This is a genomic window from Micromonospora sp. L31 (genome assembly GCF_052068075.1).
Taxonomy (GTDB): Bacteria; Actinomycetota; Actinomycetes; order Mycobacteriales; family Micromonosporaceae; genus Micromonospora; species Micromonospora purpureochromogenes.
Genome location: NZ_JBQHDC010000015.1, coordinates 6,694 through 33,531, shown reverse-complemented (window position 1 = coordinate 33,531; position 26,838 = coordinate 6,694). Strand labels below are relative to the sequence as shown.

17 protein-coding genes are annotated in these 26,838 nt (G+C 76.3%); all 17 read left to right on the top strand.

From position 1 onward, the window contains the following. The first annotated feature begins 6 nt into the window (after positions 1-6). The 17 genes from ACTMS9_RS27860 to ACTMS9_RS27780 are packed head-to-tail and all read left to right on the top strand — an operon-like array spanning position 7 to position 26,662. Positions 7-525 carry a phage tail protein gene (locus ACTMS9_RS27860; protein WP_088961863.1) on the top strand — a complete coding sequence of 173 codons (519 nt, stop codon included), beginning with the start codon at positions 7-9 and terminating at the stop codon, positions 523-525. Further along, the gene (locus tag ACTMS9_RS27855; protein WP_441166391.1) at positions 522-1,223 is read left to right on the top strand and encodes a hypothetical protein; all 702 of its coding nucleotides are present in this window, start codon (positions 522-524) and stop codon (positions 1,221-1,223) included. Before ACTMS9_RS27860 ends, ACTMS9_RS27855 begins: the two co-directional genes overlap by 4 nt. Beyond that, positions 1,220-1,972 (top strand): hypothetical protein, encoded by a 753-nt coding sequence (locus ACTMS9_RS27850; RefSeq protein WP_441148594.1) that lies wholly within the window; start codon positions 1,220-1,222, stop codon positions 1,970-1,972. The genes ACTMS9_RS27855 and ACTMS9_RS27850 overlap by 4 nt, the downstream gene beginning before the upstream one ends. Further along, entirely contained in the window at positions 1,969-3,255 is a 1,287-nt protein-coding gene (locus tag ACTMS9_RS27845) for a DUF4255 domain-containing protein (RefSeq protein WP_441166390.1), read from the top strand. Before ACTMS9_RS27850 ends, ACTMS9_RS27845 begins: the two co-directional genes overlap by 4 nt. Continuing rightward, positions 3,255-5,090 (top strand): ATP-binding protein, encoded by a 1,836-nt coding sequence (locus ACTMS9_RS27840; protein WP_441166389.1) that lies wholly within the window; start codon positions 3,255-3,257, stop codon positions 5,088-5,090. The genes ACTMS9_RS27845 and ACTMS9_RS27840 overlap by 1 nt, the downstream gene beginning before the upstream one ends. Further along, the gene (locus ACTMS9_RS27835) at positions 5,087-5,329 is read left to right on the top strand and encodes a hypothetical protein (RefSeq protein WP_441166388.1); all 243 of its coding nucleotides are present in this window, start codon (positions 5,087-5,089) and stop codon (positions 5,327-5,329) included. The genes ACTMS9_RS27840 and ACTMS9_RS27835 overlap by 4 nt, the downstream gene beginning before the upstream one ends. Further along, positions 5,326-12,855, top strand: a complete 7,530-nt coding sequence (locus ACTMS9_RS27830) for an eCIS core domain-containing protein (protein WP_441166387.1) — start codon at positions 5,326-5,328, stop codon at positions 12,853-12,855. The genes ACTMS9_RS27835 and ACTMS9_RS27830 overlap by 4 nt, the downstream gene beginning before the upstream one ends. After that, on the top strand, positions 12,852-13,508 hold the full coding sequence (locus tag ACTMS9_RS27825; protein ID WP_154936630.1) for a hypothetical protein: 657 nt from the start codon (positions 12,852-12,854) through the stop codon (positions 13,506-13,508). Before ACTMS9_RS27830 ends, ACTMS9_RS27825 begins: the two co-directional genes overlap by 4 nt. Then, the gene (locus ACTMS9_RS27820; protein WP_441148589.1) at positions 13,505-13,933 is read left to right on the top strand and encodes a hypothetical protein; all 429 of its coding nucleotides are present in this window, start codon (positions 13,505-13,507) and stop codon (positions 13,931-13,933) included. Before ACTMS9_RS27825 ends, ACTMS9_RS27820 begins: the two co-directional genes overlap by 4 nt. After that, complete coding sequence (locus ACTMS9_RS27815; protein ID WP_441148588.1) at positions 13,926-15,077, top strand: hypothetical protein; 1,152 nt, start codon at positions 13,926-13,928, stop codon at positions 15,075-15,077. The genes ACTMS9_RS27820 and ACTMS9_RS27815 overlap by 8 nt, the downstream gene beginning before the upstream one ends. Beyond that, positions 15,074-15,577 carry a phage baseplate assembly protein V gene (locus ACTMS9_RS27810; RefSeq protein ID WP_179805109.1) on the top strand — a complete coding sequence of 168 codons (504 nt, stop codon included), beginning with the start codon at positions 15,074-15,076 and terminating at the stop codon, positions 15,575-15,577. The genes ACTMS9_RS27815 and ACTMS9_RS27810 overlap by 4 nt, the downstream gene beginning before the upstream one ends. After that, positions 15,577-15,921 carry a hypothetical protein gene (locus tag ACTMS9_RS27805; RefSeq protein ID WP_441148587.1) on the top strand — a complete coding sequence of 115 codons (345 nt, stop codon included), beginning with the start codon at positions 15,577-15,579 and terminating at the stop codon, positions 15,919-15,921. Before ACTMS9_RS27810 ends, ACTMS9_RS27805 begins: the two co-directional genes overlap by 1 nt. Then, on the top strand, positions 15,918-16,280 hold the full coding sequence (locus ACTMS9_RS27800; protein ID WP_441166386.1) for a GPW/gp25 family protein: 363 nt from the start codon (positions 15,918-15,920) through the stop codon (positions 16,278-16,280). Before ACTMS9_RS27805 ends, ACTMS9_RS27800 begins: the two co-directional genes overlap by 4 nt. Beyond that, positions 16,277-18,655, top strand: coding sequence for a baseplate J/gp47 family protein (locus ACTMS9_RS27795; RefSeq protein ID WP_441166385.1), 2,379 nt, complete (start codon positions 16,277-16,279; stop codon positions 18,653-18,655). Before ACTMS9_RS27800 ends, ACTMS9_RS27795 begins: the two co-directional genes overlap by 4 nt. Then, the gene (locus ACTMS9_RS27790) at positions 18,652-21,111 is read left to right on the top strand and encodes a putative baseplate assembly protein (RefSeq protein ID WP_441166384.1); all 2,460 of its coding nucleotides are present in this window, start codon (positions 18,652-18,654) and stop codon (positions 21,109-21,111) included. The genes ACTMS9_RS27795 and ACTMS9_RS27790 overlap by 4 nt, the downstream gene beginning before the upstream one ends. Further along, on the top strand, positions 21,108-23,231 hold the full coding sequence (locus ACTMS9_RS27785) for a phage tail protein (RefSeq protein ID WP_441166383.1): 2,124 nt from the start codon (positions 21,108-21,110) through the stop codon (positions 23,229-23,231). The genes ACTMS9_RS27790 and ACTMS9_RS27785 overlap by 4 nt, the downstream gene beginning before the upstream one ends. Then, complete coding sequence (locus tag ACTMS9_RS27780; protein ID WP_441166382.1) at positions 23,228-26,662, top strand: DUF6519 domain-containing protein; 3,435 nt, start codon at positions 23,228-23,230, stop codon at positions 26,660-26,662. Before ACTMS9_RS27785 ends, ACTMS9_RS27780 begins: the two co-directional genes overlap by 4 nt. Positions 26,663-26,838: the final 176 nt, after the last annotated feature.

Here is a 26,838-nt window from a genome sequence, read left to right as displayed (position 1 = left end):
TGAGTCATGGTGCAGTTCGCCGTCAACCCGACCCGGTTCGACCCGTACAAGAATTTCAAGTTCCGGGTCAAGTGGGACGGCCGGTACGTGGCCGGGGTGAGCAAGGTCAGCGCGTTGAAGCGGACCACCGAGGTGGTCAAGCACCGCGACGGCGGCGACCCGTCCACCAGCCGCAAGTCGCCGGGGCGCAGCGAGTTCGAGGCGGTGACGCTGGAGCGCGGGCTGACCCACGACGCGGAGTTCGCCGCGTGGGCCGGGAAGATCTGGGCGCTGCACGCCGGGCTCGGCTCCGAGGTGTCGCTGGCCGACTTCCGCCGGGACATCACCATCGAGCTGCTCAACGAGGCCGGCCAGGTCGCCCAGTCCTACCGGCTGTTCCGGTGCTGGGTGTCGGAGTACCAGGCGCTGCCGGAGCTGGACGCCAACGCCAACGCGGTGGCGATCGAGCACATCAAGCTGGAGAACGAGGGCTGGGAGCGCGACGAGGCGGTCGCCGAGCCGGCCGAGCCCCGGCTCGGGTCGTGACCGGAGGGCGGCCGCTGAGCGAGGCGGAGCTGGTCTCCGCCTGGGACCACGCGCTCGACCGGCCGGCGGCACACCGTCCGCTGGTGCTGCTCGGCCGCCCCGACGCCGACCGGCTGCCGGTGGGCGCGGTGGCGGCCCTGCTGCTGCGGACCGCGGGGGACTGGACCGGTGGGCGGGTGGAGACCATCATGGACTGTCCGGCCTGCCCGGAACGCCTCGAGGTGGGCTTCACCGTGGCCGAGCTGCTGGCCGCCGCGCCGGAACCGGACATCGGCACGTTCACCCTGGACTGGCGGGGGCACCGGCTGACGCTGCGCCTGCCCACTCCGGCCGACCTGGCCGAGGCGGCACGCGCGGGTGACCCGGCGGCCGCCGAGCGCCGGCTGCTCCAGCGCTGTCTGGTCGCCGCCGAGCCGCCGGTGGGCGAGCCGGATGAGCTGCTGCCGGCCGTGTCGGCCGCGATGGCCGAGCGCGACCCGCTCGGGGTGGTCGCCGTGGCGCTGACCTGCCCGGCCTGCGGCACCGCCGCCGAGGCCCTGCTGGACCTGCCCGCCTGGGCGTGGCAGGCCGCCGACGCCCGGGTCCGGCGGCTGCTCGGCGAGGTGCACCGGCTGGCCCGCGCGTACGGCTGGTCGGAGGCGGAGGTGCTGGGCCTGGGCCCGCACCGCCGGGCCGCGTACCTGGAGCAGGTGTCATGACCGGCTACCTGGCCGCGCTGGCCGCCCTGGCCGTGGGCAGCGCCCACCGGCTCCAGCCGCGCACCCTCGGCCGGTTCGAGCCCGAGCAGCCCGAGCCGGGCGGCGGGTTCGAGGCGTACGACCTCGAGCGGGACGCCCCGGTACCACCGCGCCCCGCGACCCGTCCGGTGGCCGCGCCGGCCGCGCCGCCCGGCACGCTGACGCCCGCCGCCGCGCCACCGCCGGTGCCACCGCCCGGGCCGCCGGCGGCGGCCACCGCGCCGGCGGTCGAGCCGGTGGCCGTGCCGGCCGTCCCCGCCGCCCCGCCGCGCGAGCCGGCGCCGCCGCGCCCGGCCGCGCCCCCGCCGGTCACCCGGGAGGAGACGACCCGGGTGCTGCGGGAGGTCACCCTCGACCGGGCGGTGACCGGGCGCCCACCGGCCGGGCCGGCCGCGCCGCCGCCCCCGCCCGCCGCGCCGGCCCCGCCGCCGCAGCCGGCACCGCCCCCGGTCACGGCGCCCGTGGTACGGCCCGCGCCGCCCGCCCCGCCGACGCGCGTCGCACCGGTGACCCGGGCCGCCGTCCGGGCACCGGAGCGGCCCACCGTGCACGTCCACATCGGCCGGATCGACGTCCGGCTCGCCCCCGGCCAGCGCCCGGTCGCCGCCGCCGGGCCGCCGGTCCCGCCCGCCGCCCCGCCGCCCGCCGCCGAGCCGGGGCCGGCCCCCGAGCTGGAGGCCTACCTGCGCGACCCGGGAGGGCCACGATGAGCACCGCGTACGCCCTCGCCGCGGTCACCGCGGTGCTGCGCGGCCAGCTGATGGCCTACCTGCGCGCCACCGGCGCCTCCTCGGCCGTCGGCGGGGTGACCGTGTCCGCCGGCCCGCCCGACCGGGTGACCGTGGGCAACCAGGAGGGCAACCAGGTCAACCTGTTCCTGAACCGGGTCACCCGCAACCCGTCGTGGGCCAACCTCGGCCCGCCGCCGCGCGACGCGGCCGGCGACGACGTCGCCGCGCCGCCGCTCGGCGTGGACCTGCACTACGTCGCGAGCGTCTACGGCCACGACCCGCTGACCAGCGAGATCCTGCTCGGGCACCTGCTGGCGATGCTGCACGAGACGCCGGTGCTCACCCGCACGGCGATCCGCCGGTCCCTCGCGCCCGACCCGCCGGACCCGACCCTGCCCGCACCGGTCGCCGACTCCCGCCTCGCCGAGCAGTTCGAGCAGCTGCGGCTCACCACCACCAACAGCCCGGGCGGGGAGGAGACCTTCCGGCTCTGGTCGGCGTTCAGCGCGCCGTACCGGACCAGCGTCTTCTTCGACGTCTCGGTGGTGCTGATCGACCCGGTGCGCGGCGCGCGGGAACCGCTGCCGGTCCGCGCGGTCACCGCCGGCACCGTCGACGTCGCCGGACCCGAGGTCGACCAGGTGCGGGCGGACGGCCCGACCGGCACCCCGGTCACCGCCGGGGCGACGCTGGTGGTCACCGGCCGCAACCTGTCCGGCCGGGACACCCGGATCCGGATCGGCGCGGCCAGCGCCAGCCCGGCGTCCGCCACCGCCGGGGAGCTGCGGGTGCCGCTGGCCGCCTTCGACCGGCCGGTGCCGGCCGGGATCTCCGGACTGGTCGTCACGCACGCGGTCGACCTCGGCGACCCGCCCAGCCCCCGACCGGCGCTCAGCTCGGACGCGGTGCCGGTCACCTACCGTCCGCTGATCACCGTCGCGCCCGGCGACGTGGTGGTCGACTCCACCCGCACCGTCGACGGGGTGCCGCTGCGCACCGGCGCGGTCACCGTCACCGTCGACCCGCGCGTCGGCGCGACCCAGCAGGTGACCCTCTCGCTGACCGGCGGCACCGGCACCGTGCTGCCCGCACCGCCCGGCAACGGCGTCGCGCCGGGCGCCGACGGCACCGACCGGATCCGCTTCGGCTTCCGCGACCTGCCCGCCGGCACGTACCTGGCCCGGCTGCGGGTGGACGGGGTGGACAGCCCGCTGACCGCCGACCCCGCCGGCCGGTACACCGGACCGTCGGTGGTGCTGTGATGCCCGCCCCGCGCCCCGCCGCCCGCTGGCCCGCCCCGCCGGTCGCCGCCACCGCCGACGACGGGCTGCCCGCCGAGGTGGACCGGATCCGACTGCTGCTCAAGGGCGAACCGGCGGACCCGCCGCCGGCCGGCTGCCCTGCGCTGGACCGGATCGCCGCCGGCTTCGGGCTCAGCGGGTTCGAACGCGACGTCCTGGTCGCCGCGATCGCCGGGGAGCTCGGGCTGCTCGACCGTCCCCCCACCTTCGCCTGGTGCCTGGACACCCTGCCCGGCCCGCACTGGGACGCGCTGGCCGCCGACCGGCCGCTGCGCGCCGCCCGGCTGGTCGAGCTGGGTGACGGCCCGCTGCCGCACGCCCCGGTCCGTCCCGACGAGCGGATCCTGCACGAGGTGCGCGGCGCCGGCCGCCTCGACGAGCGGCTCCGGCCGTACCTGGCGGACCTGCCCGCCCCACCGGCCACCCTGCCGGCGAGCCGGCGACGGGCCGCGACCCAGCTGGCCGAGGCGTGGCAGGCCGGCCGCCGCGCGCTGCGGATCTGCGGGCCGGACCGGGCCGACCGGACCGACGTGGTCGCGCTGGCCGTCGCCACGGTGCGGCGTACCGGTCACCGGGTCTCCGCCGTCGACCTGCCCCGCGCCGTCACCGACCGGGACGCCTTCGCCCGGCTGTGGAACCGGGAGGTGGTACTGGCCGACCCGGTCCTGGTGGTCGAGCTGGCCGGCGACGAGCCGCCCGAGCTGCTGACCACCGTGGAGTACCTGCTGGCCCGGATCATCGGTGACGTCCTGGTCTCCACCCCACGGGCCGTGCCGCTGCACGGGGTCGGCGTCGGGCCGGTCGTGGACCGGCCGACCCGCGACGAGCAGCGGGAGCTGTGGCGGCTGGTGCTGCCCGGCCGCACCGGCGGACCGGCCGCCGCACTGGCCCGCGAGTTCGACCTGGCGCACAGCGACATCCTCGCCACCGCCGGACGGCCCGGCGCCGATCCGGTCACCGCCGCCCGCGACCTGGTCCGCGCCGGGGTACGCCGGGACCTCGACGGCCTCGCCGAGCGGATTGAAGTCCGGGCCGGCTGGGACGACCTGGTGCTGCCCGCGCCGGCGCGCGAGCAGCTGCGCCAGCTCACCGCCGCCGCCGCGGGCCGGGTGCTGCTCGCCGAGCGGGGGTTCGGGCAGCGCACCGCCCGAGGGCTTGGCGTCACCGCGCTGTTCGCCGGGCCCAGCGGCACCGGCAAGACCCTCGCCGCCGAGGTGGTGGCCGGCGCGCTCGGCCTGGACCTGCACCGCATCGACCTGGCCACCGTGGTGAGCAAGTGGATCGGGGAGACCGAGAAGCAGCTGCGCCGGATCTTCGACGCCGCCGAACGCGGCGGCACCGTGCTGCTCTTCGACGAGGCCGACGCGCTGTTCGGCCGGCGCTCGGAGGTGAAGGACAGCCACGACCGGTACGCCAACATCGAGGTGTCGTACCTGTTGCAACGGATGGAGCAGTACCGGGGCGTGGCGGTGCTGACCACCAACATGCGCACCGCGATCGACCCGGCGTTCCTGCGCCGGCTGCGGGTGGTGGTCCCGTTCGGACACCCCGGCCCGGCCGAGCGGGCCGACCTGTGGCGGCGGGCCTTCCCGCCCGGGCTGGCCACCGACGGCCTCGACCTGGCCCGGCTGGCCGAGCTGGACCTCACCGGCGGGGACATCCACACCATCGCCCTGCGCGCCGCGCTCGTCGCGTCCGGCGACGGCGCCCTGATCGGGATGCGACACGTCCTCGACGCGGTCGCCGCCGAGTACGCCAAGCACGACCGACCCGCGGACCCGGGGCTGTGGACATGAACATCGAGGTGGACGTCCGCGAGCTGGTCCTCACCGGGGTCGAGGTGCCCGACCGGGCCGCGCTCGCCGCCGCCGTGACCGTGGCACTGACCAGGCTGCTCACCGACCGGGGCCTGCCGAGGACCGCCCCCGCGCCCGGGCCGCTGCGCGCCCGCCCCGACGCCGACCTGCCGGCCGCCCTGGCCGAGGCGATCTGGGCCGGGCTGGGCCGCCCCGGACACCCGGAGCCGGGCCGATGACCGAGCGCGAGGCGGCGGTCCACGCCGCGCCGGCCCCGGACCGGGACGACGCCCCGGCGCGGGACGAGGCGCTGGCCGCGCTGACCAGTGACCTGGTCGGCCGGTGGGCTCCCGCGCTGGGCCTGCGGCCGGACGCCGTGCGGGTGCACCTCGGCGACGCCGGGCGCCGGGCCGGCAACCACGGCGCCCGGGGCCTCTTCGCCGACGGCGCGCTCTACCTGGCCCCCGGCTTCGACCCGCGACGGGCCGCCGGGCGGGCCCTGCTGGCCCACGAACTCGGGCACCTGGCGCAGGCCAGCGCGGCGCCCGGGGCGTACCCGAACCGGACCGACCCGGAGGCCGAGGCCCGGCAGCTCGCCGAGGCGGCCGCGGCCGGCCGGCCGCTGTGGGCGCCGGCGGCGCGGCTGCCCACCGGCGCGGTCGCCGCCGACACCGGCGCCGTCAGCACCGCCCCGGCGCCCCCGGCCAGCACGGCGGCGGCGAGCGAGACCGAGACCGGGCTGCTGGAGTCGCAGCTCAGCGAGATCGTCGACCGGCGCTACCGCGCGGAACGGGCCCGGCTGATCGACCTGCTCGACGGGTTGTGGGTCTCCGGCGACGACGTGCGGGGCTGCCTGCGGGTGCTCGACACGATGCCCTTCCTGGTCGCCCGCAACCTGGTGCACAGCCTGCCCGCGAACCGCCGCACCGACCTGGCCCGCAACCTCGACGACGACCACCACCGGCTCTACCCGGGCGCCGCCCTCGCCGCGCTCGGCGGCCAGACGCCCTACCTGCTGCGGGTCCTGGAAGCCGGCAACGTGCACGGGCTGAGCACCGAGGGGCTCGGCCCGGTCGAGCGGCGCACGGCGCTGAACGTGGTGCGCGCGCTGCGCGACAGCGTCCTGCGGGAACTGCTCAACGGCGACCGCAAGGTCTTCTTCCACGCTCTGGTGGCCGAGCGGACGCCACGCGGCACCGACGCCGCCGCGCTGCGGGCGCAGCTCACCGCGCTGGGCGGGGTCGACGACGAGAGCCGGCGGCTGGACGGGGACGCCGACCTGCGGACGGTGTCGCGGCGGGCCGAGCGGCTGATCGGCGAGCACCGGGCCCCGGCGGCGCTGGACCTGCTCGCCGCGCTCGCCACCGCGCCGCCGACCGCCGGGGGCGCGGCCGCCACCGCGCCGAGCGGCGGCGCGGCTGGCGCGGGTACGGCCACCGCCGGCCCGCCGGAACCCGGTGCGCGGCTGCGCCACGTGGTACGCCGGCTCGACGAGGCCGGCCGGCTCGACGTGCTCCTCGACGACCTGCCGTGGGAGGAGAAGCGGATCGGCGCGACCCTCGGCCCCCGGCTGCTCGTCGTCCTGGCCGCCCGCGAGGAGCACCAGAACCTGACCCGGATCGAGGGGCTGCTGTCGTACGGGGTCTTCGACTGGGCGATCCGCGACCACGAGGCCCGCTTCGCGTACCTGCTGGTGCGCAGCCTGCCGCTGGCGGCGCAGGACCGGTGGCGGCGGCTGGAGCAGGGCCGGTGGTTCGCCCGGCTGGAGGAGAACATCCCCGCCGAGGACATCCTCGGCGGCCGGTACACCGGGGTGGGCAGCTTCGCCGAACCGCTCGACCCGGCCCGCCGCAGCGCCGGGCAGGTCGACGCCGGTCGGGTCGTCGAGGAGATCCACCGGGAGGTGCAGGCCGGGTTGGACGGGCCGCGGGCGGTCGCGCTGGTCCGCCGGCTGATCGGCCTCGACCAGCCGACCGGCGCGGTGACCGGCGCAGCGGCCGCCCGTGGCCGGGAGACGCTGCGCACCGCCGTCCACCGGCTCGACGCGCTGCGCGACCTGGACCGGATCCTCGACGCGCTGCCCGACGCCCACCTCACCCACGAGATGTGGCGGACCGAGGTGCTGGACCTGCTGGCCCTGCGGGACCCCGCCCACCTGGAACGGCAGGCCCGCCAGCTGCTCGCCGTGGGCTTGACCGACTGGGCGGTCAACCCGCGCGAGGCGTGGCTCGCCTTCCAGCTGGTGCGGAACCTGCCGGTGGCCGACCAGGCCCGGCTGGAGGCCGAGGACCCGGACCGCTGGGCCCGGATGCGCTCGGCGATGACCCCGGAGATGCGGGCCTCCCTGGCGGTCACCGCGATCTCCGGCCCGCGCCGGATCGAGGCCCGCGACCAGCTCCGCGACCGGCTGCGCGACGACCGGCTGTGGCGGGCGGACCGGGCCACCGAGCTGCGCTCGCTGATCGTCCAGCTGTACGCCCTCGACGACCGCCGCTGGGTGTTCCTGCGCTCCCGCGACGTCCGGGCCGACCAGGTCCCCGGCCTGCGGGAGCTGGTCGACCAGCTGCGGCTCTACCACGCCCGGTTGCGGCCCTCGTTCGAACCCGAGACGCTGCGCACCGACGACGCGCCCACCGTGGTCGGTGACCTGGCCCGGCTGGTCGCGGTCGGGCTGAAGCTGCTCTTCCTCAGCCGGACCGGGCTGAGCATGTTCACCCAGGAGGTCACCCTCCGCGAGTTCGACCTGCACGACGCGCAGTGGATCAGCGGCGACCTCGGCGGCGCCCGGCTGAGTGACACCGACCGCGCGCACACCAACCACCTGTCCGCGTCGGTCGACGCCCGGCAGGGCATCCTCCGCGTCCGGCTGCCCCGGCTGGAGCTCGACGGGTTCAACCGGACGTTCACCGGCAGCTCCCTGCGCACCGGCCGGGTCGTCCTCACCGGCCTGGACATCGTGGCCTCCTTCTCCGACCGGGGCTACGAGCGGCCGGTCGGCGCGCAGGCCGGAATGACCGGGCTGAGCGTCTCCGACGTGGTCTACGCCAGCGACTCGCTGCCGGGCGGCATCCTCGGGCTGACCCGCTTCGGCCTGTCCAGCCTGGCCTTCCGGGCCGGGGCGACCGGTCGGGAGGACGTCACCGAGCCCAGCCGGCGGGGCTGGATCGGTATCCCGCTGATCGACCCGCTGATCCACCTGCTGCACAACGTGATCTCCTTCTACGGCGGCCTGCCGTTCCTGTCGAAGATCAGCGACGCGTTGCTCGCCCCGTACACGGCCGGGGCGCCCTTCCTGGCCCGCCAGTTCGCCTCGCTGAGCGCCGGGGAGATCTTCACGCCGCTGGCCAACGCCACCATCGGCCTGCTCACCGACGGGGTGATGCGCCCGCCGCGCACGGTGGGGGAGCGGGCCACCGACGCGGTCGCCATGCTGCACTCGCTGCGGGTCAGCTTCGCCAGCGCCACCGCCGAGGGGCTCTCCTTCGCCGGGATGCAGCAGGTCGGCCGGATCGAGGTCGGCCGGACCCTGATCGGGCTGGGCAACAGCCTGCCGGCCCGGCTGCGCGCCGAGCAGGACTCGCTGCGCGAACGGCTCGGCCGGGCGACGGTCGCCGAACGGGCCGCGCTGCAGGACCGGCTGAGCCAGGTGACCCGGCAGCTGACCGAGCTGGAGCCGCTCGAGCGGGAGCTGCACCGGCTGGAGACCCGACACCGCTGGAACGCCGAGTCGCTGACCGAGCCCGAACGACGTCGCCTGGTCGCGCTCTCGGACCAGCTCCGCCAGACGGCGGGCGGCACCCTGGACATCGGCGGGATCCGGGTGACCGGGCTGACCGGCCGGGTCGAGGCCGCCGGTCTGGAGATCGACCCGATCCACGCCGAGGGCTCGGTGCCCTCCCGGTCGGGCGAGTACCTGCCCGACGACGAGCTGATCGCCCGGTTCCGCCGGGACCGCACCGCCCCGGACGCCGCCACCCTCGCCCGGGGCAGCACCGCGTCGGTCACCGCCGCCGGCGTACGACTGCTGCCCGGCGCGGACGGGCAGCCCGCGCTCCGGGTCACCGCCGCCGAGCTGCCCACCCGGGAGCAGGTCGCCGCCCAGCTCGCTGCGCTGCCCGACGAGCCGCAGTGGGCGGCGCGCCGCGCCGAGCTCACCCGCTGGCTGACCGACCTCGACCGGCTGCGCGTCCTGGCGGCCCGCCCCGCCGAGCCGGTGGACGCGGCGGGCCGGTACGTCCCGGGTCACCGCAGCGCGGCCGAGGAACGCGAGTTCCAGGAGCTGCGGGAACGGGCCCGGCGGTACTTCGGCCTGTCGGTCGGCGGGCTGACCGTCAGCGGGCTGAGCGCGGGCCTGGACCCGGCCACCCTGGGCGCCGAGATCCGGGTGGCCGAGGTGACCGCCACCGACGTCCGCAGCGGCGCGACCACCGTGGACCGGATCGAGGCCCACCGGCTGCGCGCTCGCGCCGACCTGGACGTCACCGGCGGCGGCCTGCTCCCCGCCGAGCTGAGCGGCCCGGCCACCGAGGCCGGCCTGCCCACCGGCCGGGCCGCCGTGGGTTTCGGCGTCGGCGACCTCACCGTCACCGGACTGTCCGGCCCGGGTACGACGGCCGGACGGATCGCCTTCACCGCGCCCGCCCGCGCCGACGGCAGCCCCGGCGAGGCGATCCACGGCCGGGTGGTGCCGCAGGGTGACGACCTGCGCCTGCCCGACCTGGTCGTGGAACGCACCGAGCTGACCGGGGTCACCATGCGGTCGGCGACCCGCAGCCTCTACTCCCGGGGCAGCACCCGGATCGGCCGGATGAGCCTCGACGTACTGGTCCGCACCGCGCCCGCCGCCACCGGCCGGCAGGTCCGGGGCGCGCTGATCCGCACCATGGTGATCGACCGGATCGACGCCGACCGGATCGGCATGGACGTCACCGACCCGGCGCCCGGCTACAGCGTGGAGGTCGTCTCCGGCGCGCTGGTCGGCGTCCGGGTGCAGGACCTGGAGCTGGACCTGTCCGGCGAGGAGCTGACCTACTCGGGCCGGCTGAGCATCGGCCAGCTTGACCAGCTCCGGTTCAGTGTGCTGTCCCGGGCGCTGGAGGGCGGCCCGACCACCATCACCGGCACGGTCGGTGGCCAGCCCGTCGGCCCGGCCGCCGCCGTCACGGTGGACCTGATCCGGGCCGGCGCGCACCGGGTCGACCCGGCCACCGGCCGGATCCTCAGCGACCCCACGGACAGCCAGCAGATCACCCTCAGCGGCGTCACCCTCGCCGACACCACCCTGCGCACCCCCGACGGCTCGGTCACCGTCCGCCGGGCCGGGCTGGGCGGCCGGATCGTCACCGAGCACGCCGGCGGGCTGCGGTTCGAGGACATCGGCCCGTCCCGGATCGAACTGTCCGGGATCGACTGGCGGGCCGGCGACGGCCGGATCGTCTCCCACGGCCCCACCGTGCTGGACGGTCTCACCGTCACCGGCCGCTGGGACAGCGCCCCGGAGCGGACCGGTCCCGACGGGCAGGTCCGGCCGCCCGGCGACGCCGAACTGCTCGTCGAGCGCCTGCACATCGACCGGATCACCAGCCGGGACCTGCGCTACCGCAGCGGGGTCCTGGACGTCGGCCTGGGCCGCCCGGTGCCCACCCCGGCCGGGCAGCCGGACCTGCCGCCGCTGGAGATCCTCGACGTGAACGTGCGCGGCCTGCGCTGGTCGCGGGCGGCGGGGCTGGTCGCCGGCCGGATCACCACCGGCGCCACCCGGCTGGAGATCGCCGGGCGGGTCGACGCGGCGCTGCGGGTCGACGCCGCGCTGTCGGCCGCCCAGATCACCCTGGCCTTCGGCCGGGGCGGCCACGTCGAGGCCCGGGTCACCGGCGCGGAAGGGCACCTGGGCACCGGCCCGAACCCCGGCGAGCACACCCAGCACGTCCAGTTCGAGGGACTGGACACCGGCCTGGTCAGCATCCGCCCGGACGGGATCGACATCGGCGCGAACGGCGGCCCGGGGCTGCGGCTGGCGACCGTGTCGGTGGACGCGCTCGACTGGCAGGGCCAGTCCCTCGGCCTGCGCATCCGGCCCGGCGAGGGCGCCATCACCCTGCTCGACATCCGCGCGCGGGCCCGGATCGACCTGCACCCGCCGGGCACGCCCGGCGGCCGGTTCCGCCGGCTGCTGCTGCGCGAGCTGGTGGTCGGGCAGACCCGGGCCAGCGGGCTCCTGGTCGACCTCGGCGACGGCACCACCATCCGGCTGGCCACCGACCAGGAGACGGTCCTCGGCGAGCTTCGGCTGCGCCCCACCCCGCCGCTGGACGGCTTCCTGGTCGAACCGACCCACACCGCGCAGGGCATGCGGATCATGGGCGGGCTGGACCTGGGCGCGATCAGCGCACCCCGGGTCGGCTTCGACATCGGCACCTTCCTCTCCGACGGCACCGCCGACTTCGGCGCGGCGGGGCTGACCGTCGACTTCCTCGACCACGGCGGCCTGCGACTCAACCTGCGCCAACCCACCCTCACCGCGATCCGGGCCCAGGTCACCGCCGACGCCCGACGGGAGCTGCGCCTGCTCGGCGCGCCCCACGACCGGCCGGAGTACGGGCTGCGGTTCACCTCCATCGGCTACGAGCAGGGCGGTGCCGGCCTAGGCCCGAGCGGGCCCCCGCCCGCCACCATCACCGCCACCGGTGGCGAGATCAGCGGCCTGACCTTCGTCGACCACGGCATCGGGTTGTACGTGTTCGTGCAGCGCGGCCTGCTCGGCGACCTCACCCACGAGATCACCTCCGGCGCGGGCGAGCTGCCCTCGCTGGACGTCCGCGACGCCACCTTCGCGCTCGACCTCGGCATGCTGCTGGGCGGCGGGCCGAGCCCGACCCCCGCCCCGACCACCAACCAGCAGCGCCGCCGCGAGATGGCCGCCGCCTGGGACGGGCTGCTGCGCATCCTGAACACGTACCACCTCAGCGAGGTCCTCGACAGCCTCAACGGCCGGCTGGACTTCGACGTGGTGCACTCCGGGTTCGTCTGGGGCGAGCGGACCTGGGAGGCCCGGCTGGCGTTCCACGACGGGGCGCTGGACTACCGGCGGATGACGGGCGCGCTGCCGTGGTGGACACCGGGGCGGTTCACCATGGAGGGCGAGGAACTCGTCTACCGGGTGACCCTGCCCGCCGTGGCGGACCCGTCCGGGCTCGGCCCGCAGGAGCCGAACACCGTCGACCTGCTGCGCTGGCGGCTGCCCACCGGCGAGGTCCGACCGGCCCGGGAAGAGCACCTGATCCGGTTGAACCGGCTGCTGCGGCCCACCCCGGAGTCCCGGGACGAACTGCTGCACACCATCGCCGACGTCCAGAGCGACCAACCGTCGCCGCCCGGACGGCTGGCGATCCGCAACATCGACGCCGATCTGTCGGTCAACAACCCTCGGGAGATCACCCTCCCGCTCGGCGGCGCCAACGAGATCGTCCTGGCCCCCGACGCCCTGCTCGGACTGCGGATCGGCGGCGGGATCAGCCGGGCGGCCGACGGCAGCGACCAGCCGGGGGCGCTGCGGCCCATCTCCCTGAGCAGCGCGACCGTCGCGCGGGTGAACCTGCTCTTCACCGGCCTGGGCCTGCAGACCGGCCAGATCCGGGTCACCGACCTGACCAACTGCTCGCTGACCTTCGACGGGCTCAACCCCCGGCAGTTGCAGGGGCGGATCACCCGGGCCGTCGCGGAGCGGATCCGCTGGCGCCGACCCTCGACAGGAGGCACCCCGTGACCAGTCCGCTCAGCCCCCGCCTGCTCCGCGCCGGCCTGGTGGTCCTCGACCCGGACAGCGGCCGGACCCGGCGGGTGATCACTCTGCAGTACAACCCGGACGCGCTGACCCGGGGCTTCCAGCTCAAGACCGGCGGCGCCGAGGGCGGCGCGAAGGGCGAGGCGCTGCGGATCACCGGACCGCCGGTGCAGACGCTCACCCTGGAGGCCGAACTGGACGCCGCCGACCAGCTCGCCGAGCCGCGGTCCAACGCCGACGCGGTGGAGCTCGGCCTGACCGCGCAGCTGGCCGCCCTGGAGTCGCTGGCCTATCCCAGCCTGACCGCAGTGCAGGACGCCGCGGCGCTGCTGGCCGCCGGAACCCTGGAGGTGGTGCCGCCACCGGCGCCGCTGGTGCTGCTGGCCTTCGGGCGGCGCCGGCTCTGGCCGGTACGGATCACCGAGCTGACCATCACCGAGGAGGCGTTCGACCCGATGCTGAACCCCATCCGCGCGAAGATCCGGCTGGGCCTGCGGGTGCTGACGGTCAACGACGTCGGCACCGCCGGCCGGGCCGGTGGCCTCGCCATGGCCGCCCACCAGCAGCTCGAACAGCTCGCCGGCCGGGCGCGCGGCGGCCGGCTGACCGACCTCGGAATCGACCGGCTGCCGTGACCGCGCCGCTGCCGCCCGAGACCGACCCGGCCCTGGTCGCCGCCCGCAGCCGGGTCGCCGAGACGCTGCTCGCCGCGACCGGCGGCAGCACCGCCGGCGTACCGGTGGGGGGCACGATCGCGCCGGAGAGCCGGTACGCCACGGTGGGCACCGCGGTGACCGTGGACCCGGACACCGGGCAGGAGGTCGTCCACCTGCGCCGCCGGTTCGTGCCGCCCGCCGACCGGCTCGCCACCGCCGGCTGGGAGCAGGTGGCCGACGGCGACCGGGTCGACCTGCTGGCCGCCCGTACGGTCGGCGACCCGACCGCGTTCTGGCAGCTCTGCGACGCCAACGGCGCCTTCGACCCGGCCGAGCTGGAGCAGCCGGGCCGGGTGGTCCGGGTCGCGCTGCCCGAGGGGTTCCCCGGAGCCGGCGATGCCTAGGGGAGTGCGGCTGCAACTGCTGGTCGGGCCGCTGACCTTCGGGCCCGCCCCGTACGAACTCGTCGAGGCGTTGCAGGAGGCGCAGGTGACCCAGAACGCCGGCCAGCGCTCCGGCTTCCAGCTGCGGTTCGCCCTCGGCCGAGGTTCGCTGGTGGAGCGGATGCTCGCCGACGGCAGCCTCGACCCGCCGACCCGGGTGCTGCTGGTCCTGCACCTGGACGGCCGCCCGCAGGTGCTCTCCGACGGCGTGGTGACCCGCCACGACGTGGCCCGCAGCAACGAGGCCGGCGCGTCGACGCTGACTCTGACCGGGGTCGACGTGAGCCAGATGATGGACCTGATCGACCTGTCGGGCCTGCCCATGCCGATGCCCGCCGAGGCCCGGGTGCTCACCCTGCTGGCGCCGTTCGCCGCGTACGGCGTGGTGCCGATGCTGGTGCCCAGCGTGCTGGTGTTCGCCCCGAACCCGATCCAGCGGGTCCCGGCCGTGCGCGGCACCACCTTCGCGTACGTGTCGCAGCTGGCCGACGAGGTCGGCTACACCTTCTACGTGGAGCCGGGTCCCACGCCCGGGATGAACACCGCGTACTGGGGGCCGGAGGTCCGGGCCGGGCGGGCACAGCCGGCGCTGACCGTCAACGCCGACGCCTTCTCCAACGTGGAGTCGCTGTCCTTCTCGTTCGACGGGGTGCAGAAGACCGTCTACCTGCTCACCGCGTTCCCGGAGCAGGTCCGGGTACCGATCCCGCTGCCGGTGCCGGACGTCAGCCCGCTGAACCCGCCGCTGGGCCGCAAGATCCCGATCCCGCTGTCGTACCGGCGGATGAACATCGGCCGGGCGGACCCGAGCCGTACCGACGACGCCACCGCCCGGATGGACGTGGTGCAGACCCTCGCCCGGGGCCTGGCCCGCGCCGCCCAGTCGGCGAACGTGATCACCGGCTCGGGCTCGCTGGACGTGCTGCGCTACGGCCGCCTGCTGCAGTGCCGCCGGCTGGTCGGGGTGCGCGGCGCCGGACGCGCCTACGACGGCGAGTACGCGGTGAAGAGCGTGACCACCACGGTCAAGGCCGGCGAGGTCAAGCAGCGGTTCAACCTCAGCCGCAACGCCCAGATCTCCACCTCGGGAAGGGTCGACGTATGACCAGGTACTACGGCAAGTATCGCGGCACGGTGGTCAACCACATCGACCCGTTGCAGCAGGGCCGGATCCAGGTGACCGTCCCCGACGTCACGCTCCCGCCGTCCACCTGGGCGATGCCCTGCTTCCCGCTGGCCGGCATCCAGTCCGGCATGTACGCGGTGCCGCTGCCCGGCACCGGGGTCTGGGTGGAGTTCGAGCAGGGCGACTCCGACCACCCCATCTGGACCGGCTGCTGGTACGGCTCGAAGGCGGAGATCCCCGCCCTGGTGTCCGCCGCCCCGCCGCCCACCCCGCCGATCGTGCTGCAGACCCCCGGGCAGGCCACGGTGATGGTCTCCGACGCCCCGGGGCCGGCGGGCGGCATCCTGCTCAAGACGCTCACCGGGGCGATGATCTCGATAAACGACACCGGAATCGTCATCTCCAACGGCAAGGGCGCCTCGATCACCCTGGTCGGGCCGACCGTGGCCGTCAACCAGACCGCGCTGACGGTGACCTGATGCCCGGCCCGCTGCTGCACGTCGGCGCCGTGCTCTCCTGCCCGCACGCCGGGCCGGTCACCCCGCAGACCGGCAACTCCCGGGTGCTGGTGGGCGGCCTGCCGGTGGTGACCGCCGCCGACGCGTACCCGGTGACCGGCTGCCCGTTCCAGGTGCCGGTCGGCGCGGGCACCAAACCCCAGCCCTGCGTCCGGATCCAGTGGACCACCCCGGCGGCGCGGGTGCTGGTCAACGGCCAGCCGGCGATGCTCGCCACCAGCGTCGGGCTGGGCGTGAGCGCCGAGGGCATCCCGCAGGGGCCACCGACGGTGGCCGGCTTCCAGATCAGGGCGGTGGCGTCGTGACCTACCCGGCCTTTCCCTGGCGTCCCGACAACCGGGGTCGCTCCGGGCTGGCGAGCCCGCAGCGGCACGTCGCCGACCTGGTCGAGGCGGTGCTGTTCACCTCGCCCGGCGAGCGGGTGAACCGGCCGGACTTCGGCGCCGGCCTGGGCCAGTTGCTCTTCGCCCCGGTCGACGAGGCGGTGGTCGGCGCGGCCGAGTTGCAGGCCCGCAGCGCGTTGCAGCGCTGGCTCGGCGACCTGATCGAGGTCGACGACGTCCGGGTCGACCTGGCGGAGGCCACGGTCCGGGTGCACGTCGGCTACCGGCTGCGCGCCACCGGCCGGCCGGCCGAGGTCGCCATCGTGAGGGGGAGCAGATGACCGTGCGGTGCACCGACGACGAGCGCCGGGCCGAGGTGGCCCGCCCGGGCAGCGGGTTCAACGGCATCGACTGGATCGAGGTGGACGCGGCCGACCAGAAGCTGCTGCGGGTGGGGTTCCTGCACCCGCTGCCGGGCCAGCCCGACGGGGTACCCACCGGCGCCGCGCTGGCCGCCGGCAACGTGATCGTCGAGGGCGGGGTGCGGATCACCGGCGTCCGGGTGGTCAGTGTCTCCGCCGCCGGCGCGGAGCTGACCGTCCGCGTGGACCGGGCCGGCGACTTCTCCCCGTACACGCTGCGGCTGGTGCGCTCCGCGGTGGACGACCGGGTGCCAGCCGGCTTCGACCCGGTGCTCGCCGAGGCGACGTTCTCCTTCAAGGCGAACTGCCCGAGCGACCTGGACCCGGCCCCGGCGGCCCCGGCCGGGCCGCCGCCCCGCCCGGCCGGCGCGCCGGCCAACTACCTCGCCAAGGACTACGCGGGGTTCCGGCGGTTGATGCTGGACCGGGTGGCGGCCCTGCCCGGCTGGGCGGAACGTAACCCGGCCGACCCGCTGATCACCGTGGTGGAGGCGCTGGCGCACGTCGCCGACCGGCTCTCGTACCGGCAGGACGCCGCCGGCACCGAGGCGTACCTGGGCACCGCCCGCAGCCGGATCTCGGTCCGCCGGCACGCCCGGCTGCTGGACTACGCCGTCCACGACGGCTGCGCCGCCCGCGCCTGGCTCAGCGTGCGGGTCACCGCCGGTTCGGACGCCGAGACCCAGGGCATCCCGGCGGGCACCCCGGTCCTGGCCGCCGACCGGGCCACCCCGGCGGTGCCGGCCGCCGACGCGGTGGCGCTGCTGGCCGGCGGCGCCACCGGGTTCGAGACGCTGACCGCGCTCACCCCGCGGGCCAGCCGCAACGAGATCGCCCTGCACGTGTGGGGCGGCCGGGACTGCTGCCTGCCCGCCGGCGCGGTCGGGGCGACCCTGCTCGACCAGCCGGCCACCGGCCTGGCCCCCGGCGACCTGCTGCTGCTGGAGGAGGTGGCCTCGCCGGAGACCGGGCGCCGGGCGGACGCCGACCCGACGCGGCGGCAGGTGGTCCGGCTGACCTCGGTACGCGCCGGCACCGACCCGGTCGCGCGGGTGAACGTGCTGGAGGTCGGGTGGAGCGCCGCCGACCGGCTGGCCTTCCCGCTCACCGTGACCGCCCCGGTGGCCGGCTCCGGCACCGACCACCTGGTCACCTGTGCGGTCGCCCGGGCCAACGTGGTGGCCGCCCAGCACGCCATCGGAGTACGCGGTCAGCTCCCGCCCGCCGAGGAGACCCGCTGGCGGCCGCTGCTGACCGCCGAGCCGGTGGCCGCGGCCACCCCGTTCCCGGCCGACACCCCGGCCAGCCAGGCGCTGACCCAGGACCCGCGCGCCGCGCTGCCGCTGATCCGGCTGGAGACCACCGAGGGCAGTTGGCGGCCCCGCCGGGACCTGCTCAACGCCGACCGGTTCGACCAGGGGTTCGTGCCCGAACGCGAGGGCGACGGCCGGGTCGTCCTGCGCTTCGGCGACGACGTGTCCGGTCGCCGCCCACCGGCCGGCACGGTGTTCGAGGTGACCTGGTGGCGCGGCGGCGGCGCGGCCGGCAACCTCGGCCACGACGCCCTGACCACCCTGGTCACGGAGCGCTCCGGCGTGCTGGCCGTGACCAACCCGCTGCCCGCTGTCGGCGGCACCGACCCGGAGGACACCGAGCACGCCCGCCAGCACGCCCCGGTCGCCTTCGGAACCCAGGAACGGGCGGTGACCACCGCCGACTGGGTGGCCGCGGCGCTGCGCCTGCCGGAGGTGGACAACGCCACCGCCCGGATCCGCTGGACCGGTTCCTGGTGGACGGTGTTCCTCACCCTCGACCTGCGCGGCGGGCAGCGGCTGGCCGGCGAGCCCGGGCTGGCCCGCCGGCTGGCCGGGCGGCTGGACCGGTTCCGGGTGGCCGGGTACGACCTGCAACTGCGCGACCCGGTCGACCTGCCGGTCGAGCTGCGGCTGTGGGTGTGCGTCACGCCCGGGGCGTTCCGCTCCGACGTGCGGCGGGCCCTGCTGGACCTCTTCTCCGACCGGGACCTGCCCGACGGGAGCCGGGGCTTCTTCCACCCGGACCGGTTCAGCTTCGGCACGCCGCTCTACCTCAGCCAGCTGCTCGCCGCCGCCGTCACCGTCCCGGGTGTGACCGACGTACGGGTCACCGAGCTGCACCCGGTCGGGGTGGCGCCCGGCGGCGAGCTGACCGCGCGGGTGCTGCGCGCGGGCGACACCGAGGTGATCCGCCTCGACAACGATCCCAGCGTGCCCGAGCACGGCATCCTGCACCTCGACCTGGTGGGTGGACTGTGACGACACGAGCGGGCCGTGGGCCCAACCCGCCCGGCCGGGCCGGCGTGAACTACCGGCTGGGCCGGCAGGCGGACTTCGCCGCCGACATGCTCGCCCGGCTCGGGGCCCGCCCCGAGCTGGCCGGGCTGACCACCCGCGAGGTCGACGACCCGGCCGTGGCCCTGCTGCACGCCTGGGCGACCACCCTGGACGTGCTCGCCTTCTATCAGCAGCGGATCGCCAACGAGGGCTTCCTCGGCACCGCCACCGAGCGCGGCTCGGTGCTGATGCTGGCCCGGGCCATCGGATACGAGCTGCGGCCCGGTGTCGCCGCGACGACCTGGTTGTCGTTCACCGTCACCGCCACCCCCGGCGCGCCGGACGGGGTGCCGATCCCGGCGGGCAGCCAGGCGCAGAGCGTGCCCGGCCCCGGCGAGCTGCCGCAGGTGTTCGAGACCGTCGAGCCGCTGGTCGCCCGGCCGGAGCTCAACGCGGTGGGGCTGCAGGTCACCGAGCCCCGGCCGCCCCGCCCCGGCGACGAGACCCTGACGCTGGCCGGCGCCGACACCGTCCTGCCGGCCGGCAGCGTGCTGCTGGTGCTCGGCCCGGACTGGTTCGACGTGCGGCGGGTCCGGGCCGCCACGGCGGTGCTGCCCGCGCCGCAGGCCGGCGGGGACGGCCGGCAGGCGGTGCCCGCGTACACGGTGGTGACGCTGGACGCGCCGCTGGCCGCGCAGGTCCTCCCGGTCGAGCTGCGCCCCCGGGTCACCGGGGTGCAGGTGCACCTGCTCGCGCAGCGGGCCGCGCTGTTCGGCTTCAACGCCCAGCCGTGGTCGGCGCTGCCGGTGGCGCTGCGGGTCGGCGAGCTGAACCCGGGCACCAGCAACCAGGTGCTGCCCGGCGCGTACGCCGCCCGCAAGGACAGCTGGGCGGACGCCCCGCTCGCCGCCGCGGACCGCAACCTGCACCTGGACCAGTCGTACCCGGCGATCCTGGCCGGCTCCTGGGTGGTGCTGGAGACCGCCGGGGCGGCGCAGGTGCGGTGGGTGAGCGCGGTGGCCGAGGTGCCGGTGGCGGACTTCGGCATCGCCGCCCGGACCACCCGGATCACCGTCACGGGCGGCGACTCGAACACGTTCTCCCGGCGGAGCACCACCGTGCTCGGCGACAGCCGGCAGCTCGCCGTGGCCCCGCGACCGGAGACCGCCCCGCTGGCGAAGGTGGCCACCCTGGAGCTGGCCCGCCCGACGCCCGGCCTGGCACCCGGCCGCCGGCTGGTGCTCACCGGCGTCGACCCGACCGGCGCGGCGGTCTCCGAGGTGGTCACCGTGCTGCGGGTGCGCGGCCCGGCCACGGTGGATCTCGACAGCACCATCGCCCACACCTACCGGCGCGACAGCGTCCGGGTGCTCGGCAACGTGGCGAAGGCGACGCACGGCGAGAGCCGGGCCGAGGTGCTCGGCGGCGGCGACGCCCGGCAGGCGTTCCAGCGGTTCACCCTCCGGCACGCGCCACTGACTCACGTACCCGCCGCCACCGCCAGCGGGGCGCGCACCACCCTGGCGGTCTGGGTGGACGGGGTCCGCTGGCAGGAGGTCCCCGCGCTGCTCGGCCAGGCTCCCACCGCCCGGGTCTACACCGTCCGCCGGGCCGACGACGGCACCGTCACCGTCACCTTCGGCGACGGCCGCACCGGCGCCCGGCTGCCCACCGGGCAGGACAACGTGGTGGCCACCTACCGGTCCGGCATCGGCCGGTCGGCCGACCTGGCGGCGGGGCGGCTGACCATTCCGCTGTCCCGCCCGCTGGGTCTGATGGAGGTCACCAACCCCGTCCCGGCGGCCGGCGCCGACGACCCGGAGAACGTGGACCGGGCACGGCGCAACGCGCCGCTGGCGGTGCGTACCCTCGGCCGGGTCGTCTCCCTCGACGACCACGCGGACTTCGCACGGGCCTTCGCCGGCGTCGGGAAGGCCCGCGCCGACCTGGTCTGGGACGGCGAGCGGCAGATCGTCCTGCTCACCGTCGCCGGGCCGGACGGCGCCGCGATCCCGGACGGCGCGCAGCTGCGCACGGACCTGCTCCGCGCGCTGGACGCCGCCCGGCAACCCGCCGTGCCGGTCCGGATCCTCGGCCACCGCCGCCGCCGGGTCGCGGTGACCGCCCGGCTGCTGGTCGCCCCCGGCCACCGCTTCGTCGCGGTCGCCGCCGCGGCCCGCGCGGCCCTGGTCGCCGGCCTGTCCTTCGCCGCCCGGGACTACGCCCAACCGGTACGCGCCAGCGAGGTGCAGGCCCTGCTGCACCGGGTGTCCGGGGTGGCCGGCGTGGTGCTGGAACTCCTGCACGACGCGGAGCTGCCCCCGGGCCGGGCGGACGTGATCGTGGCCGCGCCGGCCCGCCGCGCCGGCGACCTGTTGCTCCCCGCCGACCTGCTCACCGCGGACGCCGGCGACGTCACCCTGCTGGAGGCATCGTGAGGGCCGAGGAGATCTGGGGGCTGCTGCCCGCCGCGCTGCGCAGTGCGGACGAGGCCGCCGGGGGCGTGCTGCGCGCCCTGGTCGAGGTGATGGCCGAGCAGACCGCCCGGCTCGGCGCCGACGTCGACCAGCTCTCCGACGACTGGTTCGTGGAGACCTGCGCCGAGTGGGTGGTGCCCTACCTGGGCGAGCTGGTGGGCGCGGGCCGGCTGCACCCACTGCCCGACGCGGCCGCCTTCTCCGACCGGGCCCGGGTGGCCGACACCATCCGGTTCCGGCGCCGCAAGGGCACCGCCGCCGCGCTGGAGGAGCTGACCCGGGCGAACACCGGCTGGAGCACCGCCGCCGTCGAGTTCTTCGAGCGGCTGGTGATCACCCAGCACGTCAACCACCCGAAGACCGCGCCGGCCACCGCGGCGATCCGGGCCGCCGGGCCGCTGGAACTGGTCGGCGGGCCGTTCGAACCGGTCTGCCGCACGGTCGACGTGCGGGCGATGGGTGCCGGCCAGGGCCGCCCGAACATCCCCAACATCGGCATGTACGTGTGGCCGCTGCCGTCGTACCGGCTGGACCGGGCCACCGCCGCCCCGGCGGCGGACCCGCCGGACGGCCGGTGGTGGATCGAGCCGGTCGGGGTGGGGCGGCAGCTGACCGGGCCGACCGTGACCGAGCCGGACATCGACCACCGCGCCGACGAGGCGAACGTGCCCGGCCCGTTGCGCCGCCGCCCGCTGCGCGACGAGCTGGCCGCGCTGGGCTCCGCCGCGCCGCCCGCCCCGGAGGAGCTGCGCTGGTTCCGCGAGGACGATCCCTCCTTCGTGGTGTGGATCCAGCCGACCGCGGCGGACGAGTTGCGCGCCGTACCCCTGGAACACCTGCGGATCTGTGACCTGACCGGGTGGGAGCTGCCCACCGGCAGCCTGGTCCGGGTCGACCCGGTGCTCGGCCGGGTCACCGTCGCCGCCGGGCGGCCGGTGCACCGCCTGGCGCTCTCCTGGTGGTACGCGTTCAGCGCCGACGTCGGCGCCGGCCCGTACCCCCGCCGGGGCGACCTCGGCCCGGCCGGCGGCCCGGTGGACTGGCAGCTCGGGGTGAGCGCGACGGAGCCGCCCCGCGCGGGCGAGGTGGTCGCCTCGCTCGGCGAGGCCGTCACCGCCTGGCACGACTGGCAGGCGGCCCATCCCGGCACCGCCGGCCGGATCGTGCTGCTGGACAGCCACCGCTACGCCGAGACCGTCTCGGTGCGCGTCGGGCAGGGCAGCCGGCTCACCCTGCTGGCCGCCCAGTGGCCCCGGCCGCCGGACCGGCCCCGCCGGCAGACCGACCTGGACCCGGTCGGGGTACGGCCCTGCCTGCTGGGCGGCTTGGCGGTCACCGGCGCCGGCGCGGGGGACCGCCCCGGCGAACTGGTCGTCGACGGCCTGCTGGTGGCCGGCCCGGTGACGGTGGCCGCGCCGTCCGCCGGCGGCCCGGGGCTGGGACGGCTGGAGCTGCGGCACTGCACGGTCGGGCCCGGCGCGACCGGGCTGACCGTGGCGGCCGGCAACGAGCGGGTCGAGGTGGCGCTGCACCGGTGCGTCACCGGGTCGCTGGCCGTCGGCGACGGCCCGCTCACCGTCACCGACACCCTGGTGCACGGCGGGATCGGCGCCGCGGACGCCGAGGTCGAGCTGGCCGGGGTGACCGTGCTCGGCGCGACCGGCGCGCGGGTGCTGACCGCCACGGACTGCCTGCTCGACGGGGTGGTCACGGTGGCCCGCCGGCAGCAGGGGTACCTGCGGTTCAGCTACCTGCGGCCCGGCTCGGTCACCCCGCGCCGCTACCGCTGCCAGCCGGACCTGGCCGTGCAGGCCCGCCCCGGCGACCCGGACGTGGCCACCCGGGTCGGGCCGGCCTTCGCCAGCACCCGGTACGGGGACGCGACGTACGGCCGGCTCGCCGAGACCGCCGCCGCCGAGCTGCGCAGCGGCGCGGAGTCCGGTGCCGAGATGGGCGCGTTCCGACGCGCGCTCACCCCGCAACGCCTCAACAACCTGGCCCTCGCCCTGCGGGAGTACCTGCCGCTGGGGCGGGTGGCATCTCCCTTGCCCGTGCTGCCGACCGGAGGAACCACACCATGAAGGGCGACATCAGCCGCTCGACGTTCGACCAGCGGCGGCACGCGACGAGCGTGCGCAAACAGCAGGGCCGGGTGGACCTGGACGCGGACTGGAACGAGCAGCAGGACATCCAGGCGCACCTGCGGGCGACCGCGCTGACCGACCTGGTCGGCCCGGCCGGCGCGCCGCTGGCCAACGGGGCGTTCGCGCTGACCGGGGGCGGCGGCGACCTGAAGCTGTCGGCCGGCCGCTACTACCTCGACGGGGTGCTCTGCGAGAACGACGCGCAGGTGTCCGTCTTCGCCCAGCCCGACCTGCCGGCCGCCGGTCCGTTCGTGCGCAAGCTCGACGGCACCTGGCTGGCCGCCGGCGCCGCCGTCCCCGCCGGGGTCTACGTGGCCTGGCTCCAGGCCTGGTCGCAGCACGTCACCGCCATCGAGGACGCCAGCCTGCGCGAGGTGGCCCTGGGCGGCCCGGACACCGCTACCCGGCTGCGCACCGTCTGGCAGGTCCGGCTGGTGCAGGCCGGCCCGCCGAACACCCCGGTGGGGTGCGCCGACACCCCGCCCGGCTGGGCCGAGCTGACCGCCGGCTCCACCGGCACCCTCGCGGTCCGCGCCGATCCCACCGGCGCTCCGGGCGGCGACTGCGTCATCCCGACCGGTTCCCCGTACACCGGGCTGGACAACCAGTGCTACCGGGTCGAAATCCTCGCCGGCGGCGCTCCCGGCGCGGCGACCTACGTGTGGTCCCGGGACAACGGCTCCACGGTGGCGACCTGGGAGAGCATCGACGTCGACGTGCTGACGGTGAAGGTGCCTGGCCGCGACGGCAGCGCGGGCTTCGCCAACGGGTCCTGGGTGGAGCTGACCGACGACACCCGGGAGCAGAACGCGACGCCGGGCACGCTGGTGCAGGTCGACCGGGTGGAGGGCGACCGGATCGTGATCCGCCCGGCCACCGCCACCGGCAGCCTGAACCGCGCCGACTTTCCCCGGCGGCCCCGGGTGCGCCGCTGGGACGGCCGGGGCACCATCCCCACCGGCGGCGCCGAGCTGGACCTGGAACTCGGCATCAAGATCCGGTTCGGCGCGGCGGGCAGCTTCCGGACCGGGGACTGGTGGTCCTTCCCCGCCCGCTCGGCGGTGCACGACGTCCAGTGGCCGAGGACCGGCACGACGCCGCTGCCGCAGACCCCGCACGGCCCGCGCCGGGCCCACGGCCGGCTGGGCGTCCTCGGGTACGACGGCAGCCAGTGGAGCGTGCTGCGCGACTGCCGCCCGGTCTTCGCCCCGCTCACCGGTCAACTGACCCTGAGCCTGCTCGGCGGGGACGGCCAGGAGGCCGTGCCGGTGCCGAACAGCCCGGCGACGCTGGTGCCGCTCGGCCACGACCTGGTGGTGGGCGTCTCCACGGGCGGCCAACCGGTCGCCAAGGCCCGGGTGCGGTTCACCGTCACCATCGGCCAGGGGAAGCTGACCGCCGGCGCGACCACCGCGAGCACGGTCACCGTGGAGACCGGCATGGACGGCCGGGCCCGCTGCGCCTGGCAGCTCGACTCGGGCACCGCCACCCAGGAGGTCACCGCCCAGCTCCTCGACGAGGCGATGCAGCCGGCCCACCTGCCGCTCACCTTCACCGCAAGCCTCTCCCGCGCCGACCGGGTGTCGTACGACCCGACCGGGCGGCCGTCGCTGGCCGGGGCGACCACCGTGCAGGCCGCCATCAATCAGCTCGCCGCGGCCAGCACCGGCGGCTGGGCGACGCTGACGCTGCGGCCGGGCATCGACTGGGTGCAGGCGTTGAACACCCTGCCCGCCGGGGACGCGCTGATCTGCTTCGCGCCCGGGCTCTACACCAGCAACACCTCGGTGACCTTCAGCAACCGGGCGAACATCCGGCTGCTCGGCAGCGGGCCGGCGAGCCGGATCCAGGTGCAGGGCCACGAGTACGCGCTGCTCTTCGCCAACTGCGGCTCGGTGTCGGTGTCGCACCTGTTCGTGGAGACCCCGGGGCCGGCCGACAGTTCGGGGCGGCTCGGTCCGGTCAGCGCGATCAACTGCAAGGACGTGACCGTCGAGCACGTCCGGCTGGCCGGGGTGGCCGGCGCCGCGCCGCGCAGCACCTGCCTGACCGTGCGCAACGACCAGGGCACCCCGCCCGGCCGGGTCCGGGTGCTCGACTCGGACTTCCTGATCGGTCACGGTCAGCAGGGGGTGCTCCTGGTCAACCCGGACCACGCCGTCGTCACCCGGTGCCGGTTCAGCACCCCGCCCCGACCGCTCTCGCTGACCCTCCAGGAGCTGGTCAAGGACGAGAAGTTCCGCGGCGAGCTGGCCACCCAGCTGGTCGGCCGGCTGGCGCTGGACCGGGAGGACCGGCTGGAACGCGGCGACTTCAACACCGTGGTCCGGGTCGGGCAGTGGGGCGTGCGGATGAACTCGACGGTGCCGGAGAGCGAGTGGCGGACCCTGGCCGCCCTGCACCCGCCGACGCCGGAGGACCTTCGCTCGGACCAGAGCGCCGGGGCGTACCTGCACCGGCTGGCGGACCTGGCGGCTGCGGACCCGGGCCGGCTGCCCAGCTACAAGCGGCAGCTCACCTCGCTCAAGGGCCGCCTCGGCGACGCCGCCGGGCGGATCTTCGACACCGACGAGGGTCGCAAGGCGCTGCGGGACTACCTGGTCGGCGAGGGGGTCAACGTGCGCAGGGCCGACGACATCGCCCGGGACCGGCGGGACGTCGCCCTGCCGGCGCCCGGGGCCAGCCTGCGCTTCGACTCCGCCCTCGGGCAGGGCGCCTGGGAGGCGGCGCTGGCCGCGTCGCCGCCGTCGCGCCCGGTGCAGACGCCGTCGGCGGCGGCCAAGCACCTGCGCTCGGTCGCCGACCGGATCCTGCTGGAGCCGGCGTTCGGCGACCGGTACGCCGCCGGGTACCGCAAGGAACTGGCGGCCGCGGCCGAGGCGTCGATCGGGGCCTGCGGGGTGGTGATCGGCGGCGGCACGGCCGTCGGTGACGTGGAGGTCTCCGACTGCCGCTTCGACCAGGTGGCCGAGGGCGTCCACATCGGGGTGTCGTACCACCCCGGTCCGCCCATCCAGGGCCGGACGATCCGGGTGACCGGCAACGACATCCACCTGGTCAAGGCCTGGTGGCGGGGGGAGGGGACGATCCGCGGCATCAAGATCGGCAGCATGCGCAACGTCTTCGTCTCGAACAACCGGATCTCCGTCTCGGGCGGCACCGGCCTGGGGATCTGGGCTTTCGCGGCCGGGGGGCCGATCCTGGCCGTGCGGGACAACCTGGTGCAGAACTGCAACCCCGGCATCATGGTCAACCCGCTCTGGTCGGGCGCCCCGGCGAAGCGCCTCTGGTCGGTGACCGACAACGTGTCGATGGACGGCCTGATCCGGGTCGAGGGCGGAGCACGGAACGCGGGCAACGTGAGCTGAGCTGTCACATGGGTGACTGCGTGGGCTTCCGCGCCGTCCTACGCTTTCGGTGACTGCCACTTAGCACGGTTGCGGATTGCGGATGTGGTCTAGGGGTTCAAGTCCTCTGGTAGTCGCTCAACAAAGGCAAGGCGGGTCCTCACGGGCCCGCCTTGTCTGCGTGTGGGCCCGGTTCC